The following is a 19,296-nucleotide window of genomic DNA, read 5'->3' as shown; positions in this document are numbered from 1 at the left end:
GCGCCGCGCCAATCCTACGCTGCGCGTCGCATCGGGTGCGAGCATATCTCCGCCGCGATCAGATCAACGGCGCGCTGCCATGAGATCGAACCCGCAGCCTCCAGCCGGAAAGCCGTGAGCGCATCCTGCGCGCTACCGCCGTCTTTGAAGATCCGCGCACATTCCTGTCGGCTGACGGCGACTGCCTGCTGCCATTGGATCGGATTGATGTGGTCGGGAACCGAGGGGGTCATGAACAGCTCCGCTTAAATTGACTATCTCTTGGAACTTCCGGAACGCAATCACGTTCCCAAACGTGAGGCAGACACACAGAGCGCTATGACATCATTACGCGAGACCTTGTCACATGATGTCTGGATTGAGGGCTAACTCTAATCACGCTCCGTGTGTCTGCCAGCTCTTGGGAAAGCTGGCCGCTTTCCAATCTAGTAGGTCGTTCGCCTCGAACGGCGATACACACAGGAACGCTACACTTACATTCCAAGCCAACGCGCTACGGCGCCCGGCCTAGAGTCGTTTCTCGTGCAAGGCCTTCAACAAGACGGCCTTGGCGGCATCGCCAACGGATTGCCAATCCGAACTCTCTCCATTCGTCCCGCCGAGCGCCTCGATAGCTGCAGCTACGTCGGGAGTGCGGGCGAACCGCCGGGACATACGCATCGACTTTCTTGTCGAGACGGTTCGCCTGGATTTGTGGAAAATTCCGGACAAGGCATCTTTCGGCGTCTGTCCGTACACATACTCAACGCTACGCAACCGACGCATACGAAACGCAACAACGCTACGCTTACTCAAAGACGGAGTGCGAACGGACAACGGGCCGTCGCGGAAGGTAGAAAGGGCCGAAAGCGAACTCGAACACACAAACTCCGACGCCACCAAACCAACTCCCTCCACGCTTGGACCGGAGCCGATTGGGCTTCGTGTCCGCGAACGAAGCAAGAATAGCCGTCACATTCGGGCAACTGGAAGGCGCGATTCTGTCTGCTCGATGAATTTCGATTGACAGTCTCGACAGGGCAACGATTTCAACGTTTTTTCGGAAATGGCAGTTGTGGAAAATCGGCTGACGCCAAAATCCTAGCCTGCGCGTCGTTGCCGAACGGCTTCCGCACCCGCGCGCCAGCACAGCAGCGCCAGAAATAACGACACGACAACGTTCCAGCCTGCAAACGACAGTCCGGCAACGCGGAGTGACGCCTCATCGCAGCGCATAACTCGGATGGACTGGAGATCGTTCAGCAGATTGCCGGCAGACGTTGTGAGCGATTCCCCACCGCCGCACGCCGCCGGACCGGGCCAGAACTTCCATTCGGCGCCCGCGTGGTACCCGGCAAGAATAGCGTTCGCCAAGAACGCCAGCGCAACGACATAAAACAGCGCCGCCGCCACCCCGCGATTGCCCCCGGACGTCAGCGCCAAGGCAATGAAAAGCAACGGAATTGCGAGATAGTACGCATACCGCTCCCAAAGACACAGCATGCACGGCACATAGCCGCCGATATACTGGAACCCCAGCGCCGCCAGGATCACGCCCGTGGTGATGAACAGTGCCGCTGCACCGAACCGGTAATCCGAACCGCGTCCCATTGTACCGCCAGGACCCATACGCAAACTCCGCTTAGAAGATATAGCTCACCGCAACGAACCCGCCGACGAGAAGCACCACGAACGCCGTCATGACCAGCGTCAGCCGCTTTTCGATGAAGGCCCGGATGGGCTCGCCCGCGAAATAGAGCAGACCGGCAACGATGTAAAACCGCATCGCCCGCGCCACAATGCTCGCACCGATGAAGGACAGCAGGTCCATATGGCCAACCCCGGCCGCAATGGTCACGACCTTGTAGGGGATCGGCGTCATGCCTTTGATGATCACCGCCGCGACACCGTAGTCATGAACGAACTGAGTGAACCCATCGAGCGCGTTCTCTTTGCCGTAGAACCGCAAGACGGGCAGGCCGACGCTGTCGTAGAGAAAATAGCCGATCGCGTAGCCGAAGACGCCCCCAATCACGGACGCAACGGTCGCGATCGTCGCGTACCACCACGCCTTCTCCCGTCGACTGAGCACCATCGGGATCAGCATCACGTCGGGCGGGATGGGAAAAAACGAGCTTTCGGCAAACGACACGCCGGCAAGTGCGGCGGGCGCCTTCTTGTCTGCGGCGGCCCGCATCGTCCAGTCGTAGAGCTTCTTCAGCATGGCGACCGTGCTTAGCGGTCGGCCGCTGTGTTGTCCATGGACGCGATAGGGCCCAGTGTCCGCGCCAACTCCGCCACGACCGCATTCAGAACCAGCCGCCCCGAACGCGTGGCGCGCAGCACGTCTCCAGACAACACCGAACTTCGCTCTCCGAAAACATCGGGAGCAAGCCCTGGCCCGGCGCAGGCACGTATCTCCTCAAAGCCGGTTCTGTCCGCATCCGAAGTGTCTCTGCCATTCTGAGCAGCCACCCCGACACGCTCCAGCAAACCGAGCCCGAGCAACGCATCGATGCTTTGAGCATCCGGCCGCACACCTCCCAACGCAGCGAGCCGACCGAGATCGACGCCCTCGCTGAGGCGCAATCCCATGAGCAGCATTTCATCGGCCTGCTCCTCGCGCGAAAGCGTCGTCCGTTCGACGATGCCATGCCCGTCCGCCGCAACGCGCGCCGCCCACGCTTCCGGATTGCGTTCCGTCACGGTCGCCGTTCGCACGCCGTCAACAACGATGCGGCCGTGCGCGCCGGGCCCCACGCCCGCATACTCACCATATCGCCAATAGAGCAGGTTATGACGGCTTTCAGAGCCGGGCCGCGCGTAGTTCGAAACCTCGTACGCGGCGAAGCCTTTCGCAGCGGTCAACTCGTCGGTGATCTCGTAAAGCGCGCGGGCAGCATCGTCGTCTGGAATGACGAGCCGTCCCTTCGCGTGGAGCGCGGCGTAAGGCGTGTCGGGTTCGATCGTCAGCTGATAGAGCGAGAGATGATCGCCCGCGAGCGCCAGCGCTTCGGTAAGCTCGGCACGCCAAGCATCAGTTGTCTGACCAGGGCGGGCGTAGATCAGATCGAACGAAAACCGCGAGAACGTTTGCCGCGCAACGTCGAGTGCGACCTTGGCTTCGGCAACGCTGTGAATGCGTCCCAGCTTGCGCAATTCGTCATCACGAAGCGACTGCACGCCAACCGACACGCGATTGACACCCGCGGCGCGAAACCCGCGAAACCGCTCCGCCTCAACGCTGCCGGGATTGGCCTCGAGCGTAATTTCCGCATCATCCGCAATCGACCAACGCTTGCCGATGTGCTCCAGGATCGCCGCCGTCGTTTGCGGTTGCATCAATGAGGGCGTGCCACCGCCAAAGAAAATGCTTGTAACGCGCCGTGGTCCGATCGACTCGGCCACCCAATCGATCTCGCGCTTGTAGGCGGCAAGAAATTGCGCCTCGTCCCAGCCGCCAAATCGAACATGGCTGTTGAAGTCGCAGTACGGGCATTTCTGCGCACAAAACGGCCAATGCACGTAAACGCCGAACACAGGTTTAGCTCCTAACGCTTCGCGCTGGCCGCAAGCAGCGCGTGCGCGACTTGCCGCCATGCCGGTCCGTCGCTTTTCGCATCTACCGAGAGTTCGCGAGAAAGACTTTCGAGAAAGTCTTCAAGGGTTGCATTTCCCCAGTCTCGTCCGTGATCCGCGAGATCGCCACGCAACCGCGCAACGAACGCCGCAAGCTCTGGCCGCGTCGAAAGGCTTGCCGCCGCCGCAAAGAATGCGTCCCGGTCGCCTTCTGATGCGCCAGATGCACTTTCGTTTGGCGCGATCTGATCCAGCATCTCCGATTTGAACTGAGCGAAGGCGCGCGTGCGATGCGAGATCGCATATTTGGCCGCGGGCTCCATCTCGCCAAAGGTATCCGAAGCACCATCGGCAACGAACATCGGATCGTAACCGAAACCGTTTCCACCGCGCGGTGGCCAAACCAGATGCCCGAACACTCGGCCTTCAAACACGCGTGTTTCGCCGGAAGGCCACGCAAGACAGAGCACCGAAATGAAATTCGCACGCGGTGGCGTTTCCCAGCCGTTACGCGCGGTGATCTCGTCCGCCACCTTTTTCATCGCCACGCCGAAGTCTTTGCCCGGCCCCGCCCAACGCGCCGAGTAAATCCCCGGCGCACCGTCCAGGCATTTGACTTCAAGACCGGAATCGTCCGCAAGCGCCGGAAGGCCAGACCCTTCGGCAGCGGCCACCGCCTTCAATTGCGCATTGCCTACGAATGTCGTTGCGGTCTCTTCCGGTTCGGCAAGATCAAGATCACCAGCCGAAATGGCATCGAGCCCATAAGGCGCGAGAAGCTGCCGGATCTCCCAGACCTTGCCAGGGTTGTGGCTCGCCACCACCAGACGCGTGCCAGCCGCAAGTTTTGCCATTAGATAGACGCCCAAAGAAAAATAACGACAGCCACGGCGCCAAGCAGACTGCGCACGGCGTGAAGCCTGCCCCAACGCTCAAGCATCTCGCGGGTCTCGAAGTTAGCCCCTTCGCCGCCGCGCGCCTTGAGTGCGTTGTTCGTCGGCATGATTGAGACGAACGTGTAGGGCACGTTTGCGAAGAGGATGAGCGCGCCCAGCAGCCAGATCACGCGTCCCGTCATCATCCATTCGAGCACGCCGAGCACCGTTCCGATCAGCGCCAACGATGCCTGCATCAACGCCGCGGGAGGATAGCTCGTATTGAACTCATCGACGGCCGAACGATCATCCAGACTAAGCCGCGCGGGATGCTCAGACACGCTCACGTAAATTGCCGCGCCCGCAAAGAGCGCGGCAGCAACGAGTGCAAAGGGTCCAAACATCCGTCACCGAACCAGTGCTGACCAACAGGGCTAACCAACAGTCAGCTTTTGCAGTTCAACCAATTCGCCGATGCCTTTTTTCGCAAGCCCCAGCAGTTGCCCGAACCGTTCCTCCGAGAACGGCGTCGTCTCGGCCGTTCCCTGGATTTCGACGATTCCGCCCGTGCCGGTCATAACGAAATTGGAATCGGCATCCGCATTGCTGTCTTCCGCGTAATCGAGGTCGAGCACCGGCTCGCCCTTGTAGATCCCGCAAGAGACGGCGGCGATGTGATCACGCAGCACGCCGTCCTTCACCATGTCGCGCATTTTCATCCATTGGATGCAATCGTAAAGAGCAACCCAAGCGCCCGTGATGGACGCCGTGCGTGTGCCGCCGTCAGCCTGGATCACATCGCAGTCGACGGTAATCTGTCGCTCGCCGAGCTTCGGCAGATCGACGACGGCGCGCAGCGCACGCCCGACCAGCCGCTGAATTTCCTGCGTCCTGCCGGACGGATGCCCGCTTGTAACCTCGCGCCGCGAGCGCTCATGCGTGGAACGCGGCAGCATCGCGTACTCGGCCGTTACCCAGCCACGGCCCTGGCCCTTGAGCCACGGCGGCAAACGCTCTTCGAGGCTGGCAGTGCAAAGGACGTGGGTATCACCGAACTTAATCAGGCAAGAGCCCTCGGCATGTTTGGAAACGGCGCGCTCAATAGAAACACGGCGCAGCTCATCGGGCTTGCGTTTAGAAGGTCGCATTTTGTTCCTGAAGGTTCTAAGGTTCAATCGAAGCTAGAGAAGTCGCTTGCGCCCTTCAACCCTAAAGCCGGAAACCCGGCAAGGCGATTTGGTGCAAGCCGCCAGCATTCATAGATTTTTGCGCGTGAAACTGGACGAACAAGCCCTGGCCGCGACACTGCTCGACGGCAAAACCGAGTTGCAGAAGCTTAACGAACGGTCGCGGACGATCCTCCGTCGCATCGTCGAGAGCTATTTGACAACGGGCGAACCCGTCGGCTCACGCAACTTGTCGCGGGCGCTGCCGATAGCGCTTTCCCCGGCCTCGATTCGCAACGTGATGTCGGATCTCGAGCAACTTGGCCTCATCACCTCACCACACACCTCCGCCGGACGGCTGCCTACCCAGCTCGGCCTGCGCCTGTTCGTCGACGGCCTGCTTGAGGTCGGAGACGTCACCCAAGAAGAACGCCGCCAAATCGAAGCGCAGATCGCCTACCGCCGCGACAAATCCGTCGATCAACTGCTGGCGGAAGCCGGCGAACTGATCTCCGGCCTGTCGCATTGCGCCGGCATCGTTCTCGCTGAGAAACAGGTCGCGCGCCTGCGCCATATCGAATTCGTGGCGTTGGAACCGGGACGTGGGCTCGTTGTCTTGGTCGACGAAGACCAGAACGTCGAGAACCGCATTATCTCGCTGCCGAACGGCCTTCCGCCCTCCGCGTTGCAGGAAGCGTCGAACTATTTGAACGCGCACGTGCGCGGATTGACCATTTCCGAAGCCAAGGACGAACTCGAAAAGTCGCTGACGGCCGCAAAGGCCGAACTGGATCAACTGACGCAGAAGGTGATCAAAGCGGGCCTTGCCGAATGGTCGGGCGTTTCCGACGACCGGAAGAGCCTGATCGTCCGTGGACAAAGCAACCTGCTGAAGGATGTGACGGCCACCGAAGATCTGGAACGCATCCGTCAACTGTTCGACGCCTTCGAGGCCAAACGCGACATCGTGCAACTGCTCGGCGCATCCGACCGGGCCGAGGGCGTACGCATCTTTATAGGCTCGGAAAATAAGCTCTTTTCGCTTTCCGGCTCGTCGCTCATCGTCGCGCCATTCCGCGACGAAACCCGCCACGTCGTCGGCGTGCTCGGCGTCATCGGGCCGACGCGCCTCAACTATGCCAGGATCATCCCGATGGTGGACTACACCGCCAAACTTGTGAGCCGGCTGATACCATGACGTACCCCCGGCCCCACGCCATCGCTGCCTTGAAGCGACTTGATTTTTAATATCTGGCGGCCGATATCCCAGCACCCGCCCGTATCCCGGCTCGGGCTCCTTCAACATGCAGGCCAAGCGAAACACTATGAGCGACGACAAGCAGCCCATCGAAGACTCTTTGCCTCCGGCGTCCGAGACCGAGAACGGTGAGGTGACGGTAGAGCAGCTCAAGGCGATGATCGCCGCGCTTCAATCCGATCTCGAAAACAAAGCGACGGAAGTCACGGCAAAGCACGACCTCTATCTGCGTGCCGTCGCCGAGACAGAGAACGTGCGCCGCCGCCTGGACAAAGAGCGCCAGGATACCGCGAAGTACGCCATCACGAAGTTTGCGAAGGAAATTCTGTCGGTTGGCGACAACATCCAGCGCGCGATAGCAGCCGTACCGAAAGAGGCTGTCGAAGCAGATCCCGCACTTAAGACGCTGCTCGACGGCGTCATTCTGACCGAGCGAGACTATCGCGGCGTGCTCGAACGCAACGGCATCGAGGCCATCGATCCCGTCTCTAAGCCTTTCGATCCCCACCAACATCAGGCGGTCATGGAACAGGAGGACGCCACCGTCCCCGCTGGCACCGTCCTACAGGTTTTCCAGGTCGGATATCTGATCGAAGACCGCTGCCTCCGCCCGGCGATGGTCGTCGTGTCAAAGGGTGGCCCGAAGGGGCAAAAGCCAGAGGAAGCACCCCGCGGCGGCAGTTCCGAGAACGAACCGCCGGGAGCTTAACACTTTCTTTCGGCACTCTGGCTAAATGGGCGAGACGAGGGGAAAGAGGGGAAAAAGCGCGCCGACACGCCGCTGCGACGCCATCACTGGCGAAGGCGCGGACAGTGCTCCGCGCGAAACATTCCTTCCATTCCAAGCACAATCGGCGCTAGCCTAACGCCGGAAGAATTTGGGCAATTCGCAAGAATTCGCCAGGAGGAGATTGTATTAACGCCGCGCAACAGAGTAGCTTCAAAGTTGACTGCTTCGAGCCTCGGCAGGCGTTGCACGCCGAAAACAGCTCCTTATATAACCGTCGGTCACACCAATTGAAATCCTGGGGACCGGTGCTTGAGCCCCTCGTGGGCTGGCACGTTGGATGCCGAACAGGGTCCACCCGGTCTGCCATAACTGAGAAGGGTTTACGCGAATGGGTAAAGTAATCGGTATCGACCTCGGCACGACCAATTCGTGCGTCGCTGTGATGGAGGGCGGCAAACCGAAGGTTCTGGAGAACGCGGAAGGCGCCAACACGACGCCGTCTATCGTTGCGTTCACAGCCGACGATGAACGTCTTGTCGGCCTGCCGGCCAAGCGCCAGGCGGTCACGAATCCGACGAACACGCTGTTTGCCATCAAGCGCTTGATCGGCCGCCGCTTTGACGATCCGGATGTCCAGAAGGACGTGAAGCTCGTCCCGTTCCACATCGTCAAGGGAGCGAACGGCGACGCTTGGGTCGAAAGCCACGGCAAGCAGTATTCTCCGCAGCAGATTTCCGCTTTCATTCTTCAGAAGATGAAGGAAAGCGCCGAAGCCAAGCTTGGCGAGAAGGTCACGCAGGCTGTCATCACCGTCCCGGCATACTTCAATGACGCGCAGCGTCAGGCAACGAAGGACGCGGGCCGGATCGCAGGCCTTGAAGTTCTCCGCATCATCAACGAGCCGACGGCAGCAGCCCTCGCCTACGGCCTCGACAAGAAAAAAGACGCTCGCACGATCGCGGTCTACGACCTCGGCGGCGGCACGTTCGACGTGTCGATCCTCGAAATCGGCGACGGCGTCTTCGAGGTGAAGTCGACCAACGGCGACACGCATCTCGGCGGCGAAGACTTCGACATGACGCTGGTCGGCTACCTCGCCGACGAGTTCAAGAAAGAGCAGGGCATCGACCTTCGCTCTGACAAGCTTGCACTTCAGCGCCTGAAAGAAGCGGCCGAAAAAGCCAAGATTGAGCTTTCCAGCGCCTCGCAGACCGAAATCAACCTGCCCTTCATCACGGCTGACGCTTCAGGTCCGAAGCATCTGACGATGAAGCTCACGCGCGCCAAGCTCGAAAGCCTCGTCGACACGCTCATCAACCGCACCAAAGGTCCGTGCGAAAAGGCGTTGAAAGACGCTGGTCTCAAGGCTGCCGAGATCGACGAAGTCGTTCTCGTCGGCGGCATGACGCGCATGCCCAAGGTGCAGGAAGTCGTCAAGCAGCTCTTCGGCAAAGAGCCCCACAAGGGCGTCAACCCGGATGAAGTCGTCGCCGTCGGCGCCGCGATCCAGGGCGGCGTTCTGAAGGGCGAGGTCAAGGACGTTCTGCTTCTCGACGTGACGCCGCTGTCGCTCGGCATCGAAACGCTGGGCGGCGTGTTCACGCGTCTTATCGACCGCAACACGACGATCCCGACCAAGAAGAGCCAGACGTTCTCGACCGCTGAAGACGGCCAGAACGCCGTGACGATCCGCGTCTTCCAGGGCGAGCGCGAAATGGCAGCGGACAATAAGGTCCTCGGTCAGTTCGACCTGCTCGGTATTCCCCCGGCGCCCCGCGGTGTCCCGCAGATCGAAGTCACCTTCGACATCGACGCGAACGGCATCGTTCACGTTTCGGCGAAGGACAAGGCAACCGGCAAGGAACAGTCGATCCGCATCCAGGCATCGGGCGGTCTGTCCGACGCTGACATTGATAAGATGGTCAAGGATGCAGAGGCACACGCCGCCGAAGACAAGAAGCGGCGTGAGGTCGTCGAACTGCGCAACCAGACGGAAGCGCTGATCCACGGCACCGAGAAGTCGCTCGCCGAAAACGATTCGATCCCGGCAGTCGCCGCGATCAAGGGTGACGTCGAAAGCGCCATCGCCGCAGCCAAGACTGCGATCGAAGGTGAAGATGCGGAGGCCATTCGTTCGGCCACCACCGCGTTGACCCAGATCGCAATGAAGATCGGCGAAGCCGTCTACACTGCCAAGGGCGGTGCGGAAGGTTTCGATGGCGCCGAAGCCTCGTCGGAGAAATCCGCTGACGGTGAAGACGTCGTCGACGCAGATTTCGAAGAAGTCAAAGACGACAAGAAGAAATCGGCTTAAGAGTCGATTGCATAACGAATCGCCTTCGGTCGGCCGCCTGGTTTCTTGAAACCGCGGTCAGCCGGAGGCGAACTCCATAAATGTCCGGGCGTACTCAACAGCAGCGACCGTTCTTCCGGCACAAACCTGAACATAGGTCTTGAGAACAGCGCCCCATGGCCAAGCGCGATTATTACGAAACTCTCGGCATAAAGCGGAACGCCACAGAGCCTGAGATCAAATCCGCATATCGGACTCTCGCCAAGGAATTCCATCCGGATCGCAACGCGGGCGATAAGGAGGCCGAACGCCGCTTCAAGGAGGCCAACGAGGCCTACGAAGCGCTGAAGGATCCGCAGAAGCGAGCCGCTTACGATCAATTCGGTCACGCTGCATTCGAAGGCGGCATGGGCCCCGGTCGCGGCGGACCAGGCGGCTTCGGACCCGATTTCGCCTCCTCGATGTCGGACATCTTCGACGACCTCTTCGGCGAGTTCATGGGTGGCCGCCGAGGTCAAGCTGGCCGCAGCCGCACGGGCCGTGAAGCCGGTGCCGACCTCCGCTACAATCTCGAAATCACACTGACCGAAGCCTTCACCGGCAAGACGGCGCAAATCCGCGTCCCGGCCAGCGTCAAATGCGAAACCTGCAGTGGCACCGGCGCCAAGCCGGGTACGAAGGCGCACGCCTGCGCCACCTGCGGCGGCATGGGCAAAGTCCGCGCCAGCCAAGGCTTCTTCACCATTGAGCGCACGTGCCCGGCCTGCCAGGGTCGCGGCGAAACGATTGACGATCCCTGCGCGGATTGCAGCGGCTCAGGACGTGTCCAGAAGGAACGCACCCTCTCGGTCAACATTCCGCCCGGCGTTGAAGACGGAACGCGGATTCGTTTGGCTGGCGAAGGCGAAGCCGGTCTGCGCGGCGGCACCGCCGGTGATCTCTACATTTTCCTCTCGATCAAGCCGCACGAATTCTTCCAGCGCGATGGGGCCGACATCTTTTGCAAGGTGCCGATCTCGATGACGACGGCAGCGCTCGGCGGACAGATCGACGTGCCGACGCTGGAAGGCCGCACGACACGCGTCAAAATTCCGGAAGGCACCGAGAGCCACAAACAGTTCCGGCTGCGTGGAAAGGGTATGCCTGTGCTCCGCGCGAAGGTGACGGGCGACATGTACATCGAGGTCGATGTGGAAACGCCGAAAAACCTCACACGCCGCCAGCGCGAGCTTCTCGAAGAATTCGAACGCGCCAGCCACAAGGAAACGAGCCCCGAAAGCGCCGGTTTCTTTTCGCGCGTGAAGGAATTCTTCGAAGGCAAGAGCAGCTAAATCGGGCGGGTCTCAGGTCTAAGCCGTGGCCCGCTAGACATCGCGCCCGCCGACACGGATCTATGGCCTCGCTTGCCAAAAAGCGCTGAAACGCTAGGCTTGGCCTATTCGTCATTCCCCCCGCCTTGGATCATTCTCGCATGTCAGCTCAAGACGAACGCGCGCCGCGGCTCCTTTTCTTTGCGGGAAGCATCCGCAAGAATTCATTCAACAAGCGGGTTGCGAAGCTGGCCGCATCGATGGCCAACGGCTTGGGCTTCTCCTCGACATTCATCGACCTAGCCGACTATCCGATGCCGTTCTACGACGGTGATCTCGAAGCACAGTCAGGCCAGCCCGAAAACGCCCGCAAGCTGAAAGATCTGATGTGCGCGCACCAGGGCATCATGATTGTCAGCCCTGAGTACAACGCCTCGTTCGCGCCGCTGCTTAAGAACACAATCGACTGGGTCAGTCGCATCCGCGACGAGGGCGAAGAACCCTTGGCTGTCTACCGCGACCGCGTCTTCGCGCTGGCGGCAGCATCCCCCGGAGGAACGGCGGGGCTGCGCGGGCTGATGCAGTTTCGTCAGGTCCTCGAACTCGGGATCGGCGCATTGGTGCTGCCGAACCAGTTTCTTCTCCCGCGCGCGGCAGACGCCTTCGACAACGACGGCAATCTCAAGAACCACGATCAGGAGCAGCAGCTTCAGGCCGTCGTCAAAAAGCTCGAACACGCCGCACGCGTGTTCGCAATTTGAGCGAGGGACGCAATGACCCGCGCCAGTGACAAACTCATCGTCGCGCTCGACCTGCCGACCTATGACGCAGCGCGCGACCTCGTGAACAAGCTCGGCGACACGGTCAGCTTCTACAAAATCGGCTTGGAGTTGCTGTTCTCAGACGGCCTCACGCTGGCGCGCGAACTGAAACACGAGGGCAAGCGCGTCTTCCTGGACATGAAGCTGCTCGACATCGGCAACACCGTGGAGCACGCCGTCGCGTCGGCCGCGCGGCTTGGCATCGATTTCCTCACGGTCCACGGACACGATACGAAAACGCTCGAAGCCGCTGTGCGTGGACGCGGCACCTCCAATCTGAAACTTCTCGCCGTCACCGTTCTAACAAGCCTGGACCAGAACGATCTCGACGAGCAGGGACTGTCGCTTACTCCGGGCGCGCTGGTCATTCGTCGCGCGCAAATGGCGAAGAACGCTGGGTTCGATGGGGTGATCGCGTCGGGCCAGGAAGCTGCCGCCGTCCGCGCCGAGACAGGCCCCGATTTTCTGATCGTGACGCCTGGCATCCGGCTGCCCGAAAACGAAACGGGCGATCAAAGCCGTCCCGCAACACCAGAAACGGCCCTCCGTGGCGGTGCGAACCACCTCGTCGTTGGCCGCCCCATCAACAAAGCGGCTAACCCCAAAGCCGCGGCCCAGGCCTTCCTGAAGCACATCGCCGCCGCTTGACCGGCCAACCCATCCGCGAAATCCTCAGCCCGATCATAGCCTTGCCACATCCTCGCCTAGCTCCGGCCGCGGGCTGCCCATACTCGGCTTTTACTCTGGCGTAACTGTCTGGCGGCTAATCTCGCGCTGGACAGCCCAGGGGCACGATACGGCGGGGTTCACGGTAAGATGCGTTGGCATTCGGCCAGGCGGGCAAGTTGGCTCGCTACGGTTCTTTTCATTTTCGCTGCCCTCACCGTGTCCGGACATGCGCGCGCCGAAGAGAGCGCTGCCGAAAAGCCGCTTCCCGCATCCGTCGAAGCTGCGCTCCTGATGAAGGACATCGTCCCCGAAGCGCCGATTTACATTCGCGTGTTCAAAGAAGAATCCGAACTCGAAGTCTGGAAGGCGCGCCCCAACGGCCGCTACGCGCTCATCAAGACATTCCCGATTTGCAATTGGGGCGGCACGCTTGGCCCGAAGCAGGTGCGCGGCGATAGCATGTCGCCAGAAGGCTTCTACGGCGTCACGCCTGCTGGCCTGAAGCCAGACAGCAAATATCACCTTGCCTTCAACATCGGCTATCCAAACGCGCTCGATCGCTCGCTCGGCCGCACAGGCAATTATATCATGGTGCACGGCGATTGCCGCAGCGTCGGATGCTTCGCGATGTCGGACAAACTGATCGAAGAGATTTACGCCTTCGTTCGCGACGCGTTCGCAGCCGGCGAGTCGTTCGTGCCCGTCCACGTCTTTCCGTTTCGCATGACGGCCGCCAACATGAAGCGCCACGCCGACAATTCCGCGCGCTCCACCTGGGGACCGCTGAAACAGGCCTACGACGACTTCTCGACAAGCCGCGAACCACCCAAGATCGGCATGTGCAGCAAGCGCTATGTCGTGAATGCGATCACGCACGTCGGCATGGACCCGAATGCGGCCTGCCCGACGCTGATCGGCCGCCGCGTCGCGCCGCTCTCCCCGCGCATGTCGAAGCGGTTGGTCACCTCCGATCCCCGCCTGCAGGCTCAGGGTCAAAAGCTGAAGCAGGCGCAGGCAAGCTCGAGCTTGGCGAGCTTCTTCACCGGTTCCATGATGCTGGGCGCCTCGGAAACCAAGACCGCCGCCACAGAGCGCAAACCCGTCCGCAATCCGGACGCAAACCTTGGCTCGATGCAGCCTTTCCTCAATCGCTGACGTTCGCGAATTGCCGCTCCCTTCAGGATGTTGGCGGGCCTTGCCTTGCCGAAGCCGCCCTGCTCCGGCTATGCCTCCTCTCAGAAAACACTGATTGAGAGAGAAGAAGAAAAATGCCGAAGGGATATGTCATCGCGCACGCGACCGTCACCGACCCGCAGAAGTGGTCGGAATACGTCGCCAAGTCCAAGATCGCGCTCGACAAGTATGAGGGCAAGCCGATCATCCGCGGCGGCCGCTGCGCCATCGTCGAAGGCAACGGCGTCGAACGCAACGTCGTCCTCGAATTCCCGAGCTACGAACACGCCCACGGCTACGCCACGTCACCTGAATACGCCGCCGCGAAAGCGCTCCGCCAGGGTGCCGGTTCGATCGACATCGTCGTCGTCGAAGGCGTCTGATTATCCGCGCGGCCCGAGCGGCTCGCGCACCTCATCGATAAACGACAGAAAGCGCCATGCCGCATATTCCGACGAGTGACGGACGACCGGCATGGCGTGCGCAAGTGCTGACGTTATTCCCCGAAATGTTTCCGGGGCCGCTTGGCATTTCACTCGCTGGACAGGCACAAGCCGCAGGCATCTGGTCGCTCGACACGATCCAGATCCGCGACTTCGGCTTGGGCAAGCATCGTCAGGTTGATGATACCCCCGCGGGCGGCGGCGCCGGAATGGTGCTCCGGGCTGACGTGCTGGGCCCCGCGCTCGACCACGCGCAAACACACTCACCTGATGCTCCGCTGATCTACCTTTCTCCGCGCGGAACGCCCCTGACGCAAAGTCTCGCACGCGACTTGTCGGCAGGCCCGGGCGTTACCCTGCTCGCCGGGCGCTTCGAAGGCATCGACGACCGCGTCATCGGTGCGCGTGGGCTGAAAGAGATTTCGATCGGAGATTACGTACTCGCGGGCGGTGAAGTCGCGGCGATGGTGCTGATTGAAGCCTGCGTCCGCCTGCTGCCGGGAGTCATCGGCGCGGCCGAAAGCCTGACCAGCGAAAGCTTCGAGACTGGCCTTCTCGAATACCCTCAGTACACCAAGCCCCGCATCTGGGAGGGCCGCTCCATCCCGGACGTGCTGCTTTCCGGCGATCACAAGAAAATCGCGGAGTGGCGCGACCGCGAGGCCGAACGCCTGACGCGCGACCGGCGTCCCGACCTGTTGCATCGCAACGACCAAAAAGGCTCCTGAAGCCCCAAATCCGCCTTCGCCTTTGCATGGCCGGGATTTCCTAGGCAGATTGTCGCCCGCGGGGAAGATTCGCGGCCGACGGTGCTCGGCCGGTGCGCGTGACGATCGGGACAGGGTGATGGGGACTTGGACACGAATTCTGGTCGGTGCCTTGGCCGGGCTGGCAATGGCGCAATCGACCTTGGCCGCAGAGCCAAGTGAGACTGCACCGCCGACACCCGCCGAAACGGCAGCGCCAACCGCAACCACCGAGTCCTCCGCAATCTCCGACGATCCGGTTCTGACAGCCATCCGGCTAAAACTGAACGACGCGACCAAGGACGGCGACGAGTACGAAAGAAATGATCGTGCGGCGCTGGCAGATTTCTATGCCGCGCGCCATGGCGAAGCCCTTTGGGTCACCGCCGCCGGATTGAAACCCGAAGCCAAACCGCTCATCGCCGAAATCGAAAATGCCGGGTCATACGCACTCGACGCTGACGCCTTCAAACTTCCCAAACTCGAAAACGGTGCGCTGACCGCAACCGACACCGACGCGCTTGCGACCGCAGAACTGGAATACTCGACGGCCGCCCTACTTTACGCGCGCCACGCCCGCGGCGGCCGCATCCCCGATCCATCCGAGCAATTGAATTCCAACCTCGATCGGCGCCCGCAATGGATCGAACCAAAGATCGTCATAAATGCGTTGGCCGAAACGCGCGAGCCCGACGCATATCTGCGCAGCCTTCAGCCGCAACAGCCACAGTTCGAAAAATTGCGCCAAGCCTATCTGGAGCTGCTGCCGAAGGACGGAAAGCCCGCATCCTTGAGCGCGAAAGCCAAGCGACTGCGCGCAAACATGGAGATGTGGCGCTGGATGTGGCTCAACATGGGCGACTTCTACGTCCTGAACAACATCCCCGAATTCATGCAGTACGTCTATAAGGACGGAAAAATCGTGCGCTCGGCGAAGATCGTTGCCGGTGAACTCGACAAGCAATCGACGATATTCTCGCGGCCCTTGAAGTACGTTGTGCTGCGACCAGCGTGGAGAGTTCCGGAAAGCATCATGGTCAAAGAGCTTTGGCCAAGCCTGCTGAAAGGCGGCGGACTGATGCGGCAGTACGGTCTCGAAATTCAAACGAAAAGCGGCCGCCGGGTTGATTGGCGCAGCATCGATTGGGCCACGTCAGACATTCGCAATTACGACGTGATCCAACCGCCGGGCGCGAAGAGCGTTCTCGGACACGTCAAGTTCACGTTCCCGAGCCAGCACACGATCTATATGCACGACACGCCGGACAAATGGATGTTCCGCTCTTCGGTGCGAACTCTCAGCCACGGCTGTCTGCGCGTTCAAAAACCGATGGAACTCGCAGAGATGGTGCTGGCTGAAGATAAAGGCTGGGATACCGCCAAAATTGCGCAGCTCGACCGCTCCGGCCCGCTGAACAACGAGATTCCGATCACCAAGGAAATCCCAATTCACCTCGTCTACTTCACGACCTGGGTGACGGACGACGGCAAGCTGAAAATGTTTCCCGACATCTACGGTCACGAAAAGCGCATAACGCAAGCGCTCGACGGCGAATGGGATAAAATCAGAAAAGGCCGAAACCACCTCGCGGCCGTCGAACCAAACTTCAGCCCGTCAGCCGTCGCTCGCTCACGCGGACAGAACCGCCCATCGCGTACAGCCCGCAAAGAAGCGACGGTGGGCGACATTATCGGCAACGCGTTGGGCTTTTAGAACACCATCCAACGACAATCCGCCCACGAAGCTTGTCACACGAGTGACGCCCGATTATTTTAGCGCCCTCTGAGTACGGCAATTGGTGACGCGTCTTGCTGACGCGAAGGGGGCGCAATGATCGACAGGTTCAACCTCATCATTGCAGCGATTCTCGCAACGCTCTTCACGTCCACAGCGGCGCTCGCTTGCGATATGAGCAAGCTTCCCACGCCTGAGCAGAAGAACATCTGGTACTGCCATTCGTCGTCCGACACGACGATCGTTTTCGTTCACGGTCTCTTTTCAAACAGCCGCGAAGCGTGGCTTCGCGAAGGCGCAGCACCAACAGATCCGCCAAAAGCATTCTGGCCGCAGATAGCCGTCGACGATAAACGTCTCGGCGGCGCCGCGATATTTCTCGGCGGCTTTTACAGCAAGCTCGACACAAAGGATTTCGGTGTCCGCGAAGCTTCAAACGAACTCTTCTCAGGCTTATCGACGCCGATAGACGGCAACGCGCCCGTACTCGACCAGAAGAACATCATTTTCGTCGCGCACAGCCTTGGCGGCGTCGTCGTGCGCGATCTGCTGGTTCGCCACACGGAAGCGTTCAAGGAAAAGCGCGTCGGCCTCCTGCTCGTCGCGTCGCCAACGGGCGGCTCCGCTTACGCGCGATTGGCCGAGTACATGCCGACCGTCAGCGGTGGTGCGCTCATCGATCAGTTGCAGCCGAATAGTACGTACCTGCGCGGCCTCGATCTCGACTTTCGCGATCTTCTGAACAACCGCAAAATTCCGAGCCTGACAGGCAAAGAGCTGGTTGAACATTTCGCCTTCGATCCGAACAGCCCGGCAACGGCGTCGTGGTACAAGCGGCTCGCGAATTACTTCGTCGACGACAAGATCGTCCCGCGCCAATCCGCGTCGCGATATTTTCCAAACGAAGCTCTGATCCCGGACTCCGACCATTCCTCGATCGCCAAGCCCGAAGGCCAGAATAGCGACGCACACCTGCAATTGGTCAACCTGTACGAGCAGGTTCAGAGCGCTACGGCGCCCGAGTGCGCGGCTCCGCCCTACTTCAAAGTGCAGCTTGACCTCGCCGTCGCACAGGCATCGAACAAAGTGCAGGACGGACAAGCAGCAGCGCTGGCGAATTATCTGCCCGTCATCAGCGTCGAGCGGTTGGATCAAGATGGGCGCAAGCTGATTGGAACGACAAACGTCGCCGTGATGCGCGATCCCCAATCCGGATTGCACGAATACGCGCCGAGCCCGCCATTCCCGTGCAGCGGCGAAATCTTCCAAGCGCGCTTCCGCGCCGCGCCGATATCGGGCGGCAGCTTCCTGACGGAGAACGCGGCCGACGCAACATCGCTCTGCTTCAAGCGCTCGCGCAGCAAATCGAACGAACGAACCGCCGCGCTTCGCTGCGTTGAAGGGCAGACGTGCTCCGTTGCACCAAACGCCGGAATGGCCGAAGCGTGCAATGAGCGAGCGGGCTTAAACTTCTCGACCGGCTTCATCACTCCGGCGCACGCAGAACCGCATCCCGCGTCGGCGGAGCAAGAGACGTCGGGCCGCCAGTGGATGGTGCCCTCTCTCGATACGATCCAGAAAGTGCCGGCCGAGCTGCGCGCCGGCTACACGGAATTCGGCATAAAGACCCTGCCGCTCAAGGGGGTCGAACACGCGACGCACTTCACCTATGGCGTCCGCGTCAACGGCATCCCGCTGCACTTTGATGGCTGGCCGCCGTTTTCAAACGAGACGCTCTTTTCGGGCGCCGATGGCCTCAAGCTCGCATTTGCCGTTGAGAACCTCGGCTTCTCCGGCGGGCAGGACGGACACGAAAACATCGAGGTCGAACTGCGCATCTTCGATAAGCAGACGTTGCTTCGCACCGAAGTGCTGAAGCGTGACGACTACGTCTCCTATCGTCACGCAGACCCGCGCGAACTTACGCTGTCGCAAGGCGAAGAGGCCGTCTGGACCGGACTGTACCGTCCCGCCGCCTCTCAGGATCGTTTCGAAATCATCCTGGCAACGGCCGGTCAGGCCCCAAAGATCATGCAAGATCGGAAAGACATCCAAAACCGCGTCGCCTACGAGGATCATCCCGTGATTGGCGTTATCCGGCCGGGCCGCGCCGACAACCCCCAACTCGGCCTGTCATTCGGACTGAAGCTGAAATCCGGCCAGGTCCGATCGGTGTTCTCCAAGGAGCAAGCGACCGACATCTGCCGGTTCGTGCTCGACCAGGCCCAAACGAAAAAACTGCCGCGTTGGCTGGGCAAGAGCGCCTACATTTACGAATTCGATACCGAGCGCATCACAGATACAGCCGACCGTGGCGTATACAGGGGAACCTGCCAAAAGCTGCTCGCTCAGAACGCTCGCTGAATTGCCGTGCGGCGCCGTCAGCCGCTCGACAAACGCGGGATCTTCGGCTATCACGCAGCCCAACAAGCATTCCCCTAAACCGGGTGGCCCGTGTGGCCTGCATGAACGGATCCGGCGCATAGCGCCAGGCCGCTCCTCTGCGTCATCAAAAAACG

The 19,296-nt window shown here is 60.8% G+C and carries 18 protein-coding genes; 11 read left to right on the top strand and 7 right to left on the bottom strand.

Going from position 1 to position 19,296, the window contains the following annotated elements:
• Positions 1–14: 14 nt before the first annotated feature.
• From DLM45_RS08330 to rph, 7 genes are all read right to left on the bottom strand, one after another.
• The gene (locus DLM45_RS08330) at positions 15–233 is read right to left on the bottom strand and encodes a hypothetical protein (protein WP_181336689.1); all 219 of its coding nucleotides are present in this window, start codon (positions 231–233) and stop codon (positions 15–17) included.
• An 847-nt stretch (positions 234–1,080) separates the two neighbouring features.
• Positions 1,081–1,590, bottom strand: coding sequence for a disulfide bond formation protein B (locus DLM45_RS08325; RefSeq protein WP_246317235.1), 510 nt, complete (start codon positions 1,588–1,590; stop codon positions 1,081–1,083).
• A 31-nt stretch (positions 1,591–1,621) separates the two neighbouring features.
• Positions 1,622–2,203, bottom strand: coding sequence for a YqaA family protein (locus DLM45_RS08320; RefSeq protein WP_181336687.1), 582 nt, complete (start codon positions 2,201–2,203; stop codon positions 1,622–1,624).
• 11 nt (positions 2,204–2,214) lie between these two features.
• Positions 2,215–3,519: a radical SAM family heme chaperone HemW gene (gene hemW / locus DLM45_RS08315; RefSeq protein WP_343062263.1), complete on the bottom strand. Its 1,305-nt coding sequence runs from the start codon at positions 3,517–3,519 to the stop codon at positions 2,215–2,217.
• 11 nt (positions 3,520–3,530) lie between these two features.
• Positions 3,531–4,412 (bottom strand): RdgB/HAM1 family non-canonical purine NTP pyrophosphatase, encoded by an 882-nt coding sequence (rdgB, locus tag DLM45_RS08310; protein ID WP_181336685.1) that lies wholly within the window; start codon positions 4,410–4,412, stop codon positions 3,531–3,533.
• Positions 4,412–4,837 carry an anthrone oxygenase family protein gene (locus DLM45_RS08305; protein WP_181336684.1) on the bottom strand — a complete coding sequence of 142 codons (426 nt, stop codon included), beginning with the start codon at positions 4,835–4,837 and terminating at the stop codon, positions 4,412–4,414. The genes rdgB and DLM45_RS08305 overlap by 1 nt, the downstream gene beginning before the upstream one ends.
• A gap of 30 nt (positions 4,838–4,867) precedes the next feature.
• A complete protein-coding gene (gene rph / locus DLM45_RS08300) occupies positions 4,868–5,581 on the bottom strand; it encodes a ribonuclease PH (RefSeq protein WP_181336683.1) in 714 nt (237 codons plus the stop codon).
• Positions 5,582–5,705: 124 nt separating this feature from the next.
• On the opposite strand from rph, the gene hrcA reads away from it, so the two are divergent.
• The 11 genes from hrcA to DLM45_RS08245 all read left to right on the top strand — a co-directional run bounded on the left by hrcA (position 5,706) and on the right by DLM45_RS08245 (position 19,141).
• A complete protein-coding gene (gene hrcA / locus DLM45_RS08295) occupies positions 5,706–6,797 on the top strand; it encodes a heat-inducible transcriptional repressor HrcA (RefSeq protein ID WP_425485202.1) in 1,092 nt (363 codons plus the stop codon).
• Between the two features lie 127 nt (positions 6,798–6,924).
• Entirely contained in the window at positions 6,925–7,566 is a 642-nt protein-coding gene (gene grpE, locus DLM45_RS08290; protein WP_181336682.1) for a nucleotide exchange factor GrpE, read from the top strand.
• A 409-nt stretch (positions 7,567–7,975) separates the two neighbouring features.
• On the top strand, positions 7,976–9,901 hold the full coding sequence (gene dnaK, locus DLM45_RS08285; RefSeq protein WP_181336681.1) for a molecular chaperone DnaK: 1,926 nt from the start codon (positions 7,976–7,978) through the stop codon (positions 9,899–9,901).
• A 155-nt stretch (positions 9,902–10,056) separates the two neighbouring features.
• Positions 10,057–11,211, top strand: coding sequence for a molecular chaperone DnaJ (gene dnaJ, locus DLM45_RS08280; protein ID WP_181336680.1), 1,155 nt, complete (start codon positions 10,057–10,059; stop codon positions 11,209–11,211).
• A gap of 140 nt (positions 11,212–11,351) precedes the next feature.
• On the top strand, positions 11,352–11,951 hold the full coding sequence (locus DLM45_RS08275) for an NADPH-dependent FMN reductase (protein WP_181336679.1): 600 nt from the start codon (positions 11,352–11,354) through the stop codon (positions 11,949–11,951).
• A gap of 12 nt (positions 11,952–11,963) precedes the next feature.
• Positions 11,964–12,659 carry an orotidine-5'-phosphate decarboxylase gene (gene pyrF, locus DLM45_RS08270; protein WP_181336678.1) on the top strand — a complete coding sequence of 232 codons (696 nt, stop codon included), beginning with the start codon at positions 11,964–11,966 and terminating at the stop codon, positions 12,657–12,659.
• Between the two features lie 168 nt (positions 12,660–12,827).
• Positions 12,828–13,835: a L,D-transpeptidase family protein gene (locus tag DLM45_RS08265; RefSeq protein ID WP_181336677.1), complete on the top strand. Its 1,008-nt coding sequence runs from the start codon at positions 12,828–12,830 to the stop codon at positions 13,833–13,835.
• Positions 13,836–13,948: 113 nt separating this feature from the next.
• Positions 13,949–14,236 (top strand): DUF1330 domain-containing protein, encoded by a 288-nt coding sequence (locus tag DLM45_RS08260; protein WP_181336676.1) that lies wholly within the window; start codon positions 13,949–13,951, stop codon positions 14,234–14,236.
• Positions 14,237–14,292: 56 nt separating this feature from the next.
• Positions 14,293–15,024, top strand: coding sequence for a tRNA (guanosine(37)-N1)-methyltransferase TrmD (trmD, locus tag DLM45_RS08255; RefSeq protein WP_181336675.1), 732 nt, complete (start codon positions 14,293–14,295; stop codon positions 15,022–15,024).
• 118 nt (positions 15,025–15,142) lie between these two features.
• Entirely contained in the window at positions 15,143–16,756 is a 1,614-nt protein-coding gene (locus DLM45_RS08250; protein ID WP_181336674.1) for a L,D-transpeptidase scaffold domain-containing protein, read from the top strand.
• A 117-nt stretch (positions 16,757–16,873) separates the two neighbouring features.
• Positions 16,874–19,141, top strand: coding sequence for an alpha/beta fold hydrolase (locus tag DLM45_RS08245; RefSeq protein WP_181336673.1), 2,268 nt, complete (start codon positions 16,874–16,876; stop codon positions 19,139–19,141).
• The last annotated feature ends 155 nt before the right edge of the window (positions 19,142–19,296 follow it).

This window comes from Hyphomicrobium methylovorum, assembly GCF_013626205.1.
In the GTDB taxonomy this organism is placed as follows: domain Bacteria; phylum Pseudomonadota; class Alphaproteobacteria; order Rhizobiales; family Hyphomicrobiaceae; genus Hyphomicrobium_B; species Hyphomicrobium_B methylovorum.
Note: the sequence above shows the minus strand (reverse complement) of the source record. Positions and strands in the feature narration are given on the sequence as shown.

What these genes read in the sequence shown, in the direction of transcription:
- DLM45_RS08250 (WP_181336674.1), top strand. Translation starts at nt 15,143, where the DNA reads ATGGGGACTTGGACACGAATTCTGGTCGGTGCCTTGGCCGGGCTGGCA.
- DLM45_RS08260 (WP_181336676.1), top strand. Translation starts at nt 13,949, where the DNA reads ATGCCGAAGGGATATGTCATCGCGCACGCGACCGTCACCGACCCGCAG.
- dnaJ (WP_181336680.1), top strand. Translation starts at nt 10,057, where the DNA reads ATGGCCAAGCGCGATTATTACGAAACTCTCGGCATAAAGCGGAACGCC.
- grpE (WP_181336682.1), top strand. Translation starts at nt 6,925, where the DNA reads ATGAGCGACGACAAGCAGCCCATCGAAGACTCTTTGCCTCCGGCGTCC.
- trmD (WP_181336675.1), top strand. Translation starts at nt 14,293, where the DNA reads ATGCCGCATATTCCGACGAGTGACGGACGACCGGCATGGCGTGCGCAA.
- rph (WP_181336683.1), bottom strand. Translation starts at nt 5,581, where the DNA reads ATGCGACCTTCTAAACGCAAGCCCGATGAGCTGCGCCGTGTTTCTATT.
- DLM45_RS08275 (WP_181336679.1), top strand. Translation starts at nt 11,352, where the DNA reads ATGTCAGCTCAAGACGAACGCGCGCCGCGGCTCCTTTTCTTTGCGGGA.
- DLM45_RS08330 (WP_181336689.1), bottom strand. Translation starts at nt 233, where the DNA reads ATGACCCCCTCGGTTCCCGACCACATCAATCCGATCCAATGGCAGCAG.
- dnaK (WP_181336681.1), top strand. Translation starts at nt 7,976, where the DNA reads ATGGGTAAAGTAATCGGTATCGACCTCGGCACGACCAATTCGTGCGTC.
- DLM45_RS08320 (WP_181336687.1), bottom strand. Translation starts at nt 2,203, where the DNA reads ATGCTGAAGAAGCTCTACGACTGGACGATGCGGGCCGCCGCAGACAAG.
- pyrF (WP_181336678.1), top strand. Translation starts at nt 11,964, where the DNA reads ATGACCCGCGCCAGTGACAAACTCATCGTCGCGCTCGACCTGCCGACC.
- DLM45_RS08305 (WP_181336684.1), bottom strand. Translation starts at nt 4,837, where the DNA reads ATGTTTGGACCCTTTGCACTCGTTGCTGCCGCGCTCTTTGCGGGCGCG.
- rdgB (WP_181336685.1), bottom strand. Translation starts at nt 4,412, where the DNA reads ATGGCAAAACTTGCGGCTGGCACGCGTCTGGTGGTGGCGAGCCACAAC.
- DLM45_RS08265 (WP_181336677.1), top strand. Translation starts at nt 12,828, where the DNA reads ATGCGTTGGCATTCGGCCAGGCGGGCAAGTTGGCTCGCTACGGTTCTT.
- DLM45_RS08325 (WP_246317235.1), bottom strand. Translation starts at nt 1,590, where the DNA reads ATGGGACGCGGTTCGGATTACCGGTTCGGTGCAGCGGCACTGTTCATC.
- DLM45_RS08245 (WP_181336673.1), top strand. Translation starts at nt 16,874, where the DNA reads ATGATCGACAGGTTCAACCTCATCATTGCAGCGATTCTCGCAACGCTC.